This window comes from Priestia sp. P5_B4 (assembly GCF_056400385.1).
In genome coordinates, this window is the sequence record NZ_JBFULJ010000269.1 from 1 (window position 1) to 4,699 (window position 4,699).

A 4,699-nucleotide genomic window follows, 5' to 3' on the forward strand; every position below is an offset into this window, starting at 1 on the left:
ACCTTTATCTTTGCCTCATATATAAAATTCTTTGCTTTTTCTGATGATAAAGCAAAGGCATCTTCTTTGCTTCGTCCTTGTTTTCCATTAACCGTATCGGCCCATAGTCCGCTAATGCTTTTCCACCCTGATAAGTTTGTCTCAACAGGACTTTTATTCCAAATAGATTTTAATGGATACATCTTCAGGGAATTCAATTTCACAGCTCCTCCTTTGCTATAAAGCCTTATTTTATTGCTTGAAAGCGTTGGAAAGAGCTGATCTGTTATTACTTCCGTGCCGTCATTGCCAAATACTTCTACAGATGACTGGTCTACAAACATATGAAGCTTAACCTTTCCGTCTTTTGGAAGCATGGAAGCAGAGTGTTTGCCTTTCACATTTTCACCAAAATCAAAATTTCCAGAGTTTGTTCGGTCAACAAATAATCGCTGCTTGTTTACGTTATAGCTGACTTTTGTATTTTCACTGCCTTCTTTTTGAATTTGAAAACCAAATTCTTGTGCATCTGTATTAGAAACATCGAATTCTGCCATAATTTCATATTTGTTTTCCTGTATGCCCGAAAGAAGATTTTTATTTTCAACGACCATCAGATTCTTCAACACCTTTTTTTCTTGCTTATTGCGAATTGAATCAATTGAAACAGGTATTTGTTTTAAACGAAGTCCTTTTGCTGTGTTGGTGAGTTCTATTTTTCTTGGAATCGACATAGAGCTTCTCCAAGTAGTAGTTGGGGTATTGTTTGCATATTGCCAGTTGCTCATCCAGCCTAGCCAATACTTTTCTCCGTTATCTCCTTCAACTCCGCTCCAATCTACAGCAGCATAAAAGTCGGCACCATAATCTGTCCAAAGCACTTCCTCTGGCGGGTTTTCATTTTTAAATGTTTTTCCGTCAAAATCACCAACAAAGTACTGCATACCTGAACCTCCAGCTGCCGCTCCATCATTGATGCTTACCTGCAGCACCCATTTTTTCTTTGTGCTGTCTCCATCAACCRGCAGTTCGAGTAAAGTAGGACACTCCCAAATCCCTCCGTTGCTTCCATGAGTTGATTTCACCCATTCTCCTGACACAGTATTCCAATCTGAAAGCTCTCCACTTTCCCTTTGTTTAACTTCCTCCGGTTCTTTTGCTACACTGTCTACTTTATCCGGCATTTTTTCTGTATTAAATACATTAACATCATCTAGATTAATATGCCCCCATCCGCCTACAGCTTGATCAACGGCTTTAATATACAATACTTCTCCTATATACTTAGAAGCATCCCATACGTAGCGCTGATACTTTTCATCTGCAAACTTTGTATTCGCTTGACGAATCAATTCTTTATCGTCAGAGGCCCTGACTAAGGAGACATAGCGGTTTGTGGGATCGTTTCCGCCTCCCATTAACAAATTGATTTCACCTGAGCCGCTCAATTTAAAATAAGATGAATGTAATTCTCCAGTGGCATTATCGCCATCTTGCTTATCGGAAAACCCCCATAAATGATACTTTCCTTTTTGTTCAAAGAGACCGCTCCAATTTGCGGTTGCATCCGTTACATGATCGTTTGTGAATGCATTTCCTTTTATCGTTTTCCAGCCGGTGAGATCGCCTGTTTCAAAACTTTTATTTTTAATTTCCTTTTCATCTGTATCAATAAACTTGGTCATGTTAACATCTTGAAACTGGACTGAAGATTGATGAACATGTAATCCAAACAATCCTTTTGAAAAAGTTTCATCTTTTGCAGTAAGGGTGAAGTTATCGTCTATATACAAATCAAGTTTATTTCCCGATGCAGTTACTTTTACTTGATGTGATTTGCTCGTATCAATTTTTTCGTTTGTTTCGGCAAGGACAGTTGAAATGCCATTTTGAAGCTTTACTAGTTTGATTGTATCTTTAGAAGCGTCCACGCTAGCTATATATCCGTTTTTGGCTTCCGCGTCTGCCCGAAAGAGTAGTGCACCTGAACCAGGATTTTCATCTAAAAATGTCATATTTGACTTAAAAATGAACTGATCTCCCTGTTCTTCACTCATAATATATCCATCGCTGTCAGATTTACCGATTTTTCCATCAGCAGTATCATTCCACGTTCCCGTAACAGGTTTCCAGTTAGATAGATTGGTTATAAAATTAGATTGATTCGTAAATTTAACATGACGAAAGACAGCTGTGGAATTCCATGCTGTTAATCCAAACTGACCATTTTCAAAAGATGCATCACTGCCTTCTAGAACTTGTTTTCCATTTAACAGTACCTTAAAGTAGTGACTGTTTGTTTCTACTTTTACATGATATGCTTGTGATGTATCAAGCCTCATCGACTTTGAAACAACGGCCGTTACGTTTCCTTTCTCTACTTTGTTAAGTGTTAAGAGGTTCTTTTCTGCATCTAAATTGACGGTATATGCGTTTGTTGCGTCTTTATTAGAACGAAAAACAAGACCGCCTGCGCCTGCGCGTCCATTCTTTTCTACAAGCGTAATTTCTCCCTCCAGAGTAAAGGATTGACCTTTTTGTTCGGATAAAGTATATGTGTAGGCACCACTTTGACCGTTTGCTTGGATGCCTCCATCAGGTCCAAACTCACTTGCGTATTTCCAATTTTTTAAGTCAGGTGATGTATAAAACATAATTTTATCTTTAGCAGCTAAAGACATCACCCACTGCTTGGTTTGGTCATGCCAAAACACTTTTGGGTCGCGCCAGTCTGGAACTGGGGGATTGGGYATAACAGGATTTCCTTCATACTTGGTCCACGTTCTTCCGCTGTCCTTGCTGTATGCTAGACTTTGCACTTGTCCTTTTCTGCCCGAGTGTGTAAAGATAGCTACCATTGCTTCTTTTCCAAACCCTGCGGTATTATTCCAATCGATAACGGCACTTCCGGAAAAAATCTCTCCGTTCTCATCTGGAGAAAGAGCAATCGGCAGGTGTTTCCATTTCACTAAATCTGTACTAACTGCATGCCCCCAGTGCATAGGTCCCCAAGTGGTACCGTAAGGATAATACTGATAAAAAAGGTGATACTCTCCGTTATAATAGACCATTCCATTTGGATCGTTCATCCAGTTCGCTTCTGGAGAAAAATGAAATTGATTCCGGTATTTTTCTTGATAATACCCTGTATTATCAGCTAATACAGGGCATGCAGAAAACAAGCTTATGGAACAAGCGACTCCAATCATCAATAACTTTTTAACGGTTCTTTTCATCTTCATTTCCTCCTTTATTTGCATACTGGTTATGTAAAACATTTTCACCAGCAGATGCTAGAAGAATAGATGACTCCTGTTATTTATCATCCTAAAAAGCCTATCCAATAACCCCCTATACCAATTAAGAAAATACCGAAAATAATAAGCAGCGGATTTGTACCTTTTCGAAGCATCCATGCTACTAATAAAGTTAGCGCTAAAGGAAGAAGCCCCGGTAGAATACTATCAAGTACATCTTGCACAGTTTTTACCACAACTTTACCAGAATCATCTTTGATCCTAGAAACAACCACTGGTATATTAATAGTAGTCCATTTCGAAACCAACGCTCCCATTACGAAGAGTCCTAAAATGGATGCACCTTCCGTCAGTTTTTGAATTCGATTCCCTACTAAATCTTTTAAAATTTCTGTTCCTTTTAAGTAGCCATATTTTAATCCATAATATTTTGTGCTTAATCGAATTGCATTAATTAAGATGAAAAACAGCAGTGGTCCGGCAATGTTACCGCCTAACGCAAGCGAGGCGCCTAGGGCTGCGAGAACTGGTCGAAGCGTTCCCCAGAAAATAGGGTCTCCTACACCAGCAAGTGGGCCCATTAATCCAATTTTCATTCCGCTGATAGCTTTTTCATCAAAATCTTTTTTGTTTGCCATTTCTTCTTCCATTGCTGCCGTGACGCCGAATATAGGTGCGGAAATCCATGGGTGTGTATTGAACCATTCTAAATGACGCTTTAATGCTGCATTTCGCTGAGCTCCTGGTCCATATAAGCGTTTGATTGCTGGAATCATAACATAACAGTAGCCCATTGCTTGAACACGCTCAAAGTTAAATGAACCGAGTAAAAAATTCGAACGAATGAACATGCTAAAGATATCTTTTTTCGTTAATCTTTTTTCATTTTCCATCTCTATCCCTCCCTTAAGTTCGCCGTTTAGGCATCTAAATCATCGTCATCATCATATACTTGTTCGCTCCCTGTAGCTGCGGGAACGCCTGCCGGCTGCATTTGATTTCGCTGCTGCATTACTTGCTGATAAAGAAGTGCTAAACAAAGACCCAGCGCTCCAAATCCTACCAGGTTAAACCCTGTAAATGCCGCCAATAAGAACCCGATATAGAAAAAGGGCTTTAAATGAGGAATGTTCATCATATTGATAACCATGGCATATCCTACGACCACGATAATGCCTCCTCCAATTTGCAGGCCTTTTGTAATAACTTCCGGAATATTTCCGAGGAAAGTTTGCACGGCGCTTACGCTGATTAATGTAACAATTAAAGTTGGAATCATAACGCGGAGAGCCTGAAAACCCATAGCAGTAATATGCATAATTTCAATTCCTTTAAAGTTTCCTTCTTCCGCGTACTTATCAGCTCGATGAATTAAAAATACTGTGATGGTACGAACAAAAATGGTGAGTACTTGCCCTGCAGCTGCTAAAGCTATGGCTACCGCAATGCCTTCACCAATCCCC

The 4,699-nt window shown here is 39.5% G+C and carries 3 protein-coding genes; all 3 read right to left on the reverse strand.

The genetic code is table 11. From position 1 onward, the window contains the following. Positions 1-3,215, reverse strand: a 3,215-nt coding sequence (locus tag AC1DRF_RS17220; protein ID WP_477741241.1) for a GH32 C-terminal domain-containing protein, incomplete at its 3' end; no start/stop codon positions are given. Between the two features lie 86 nt (positions 3,216-3,301). Further along, complete coding sequence (locus AC1DRF_RS17225; RefSeq protein ID WP_013056298.1) at positions 3,302-4,129, reverse strand: mannose/fructose/sorbose PTS transporter subunit IID; 828 nt, start codon at positions 4,127-4,129, stop codon at positions 3,302-3,304. Positions 4,130-4,155: 26 nt separating this feature from the next. Next, a partial coding sequence (locus tag AC1DRF_RS17230; RefSeq protein WP_477741242.1) for a PTS sugar transporter subunit IIC occupies positions 4,156-4,699 on the reverse strand: 544 nt, incomplete at its 5' end.

Coding starts and splice junctions, on each gene's coding strand:
- AC1DRF_RS17225 (WP_013056298.1), bottom strand. CDS start 4,129: ATGGAAAATGAAAAAAGATTAACGAAAAAAGATATCTTTAGCATGTTC.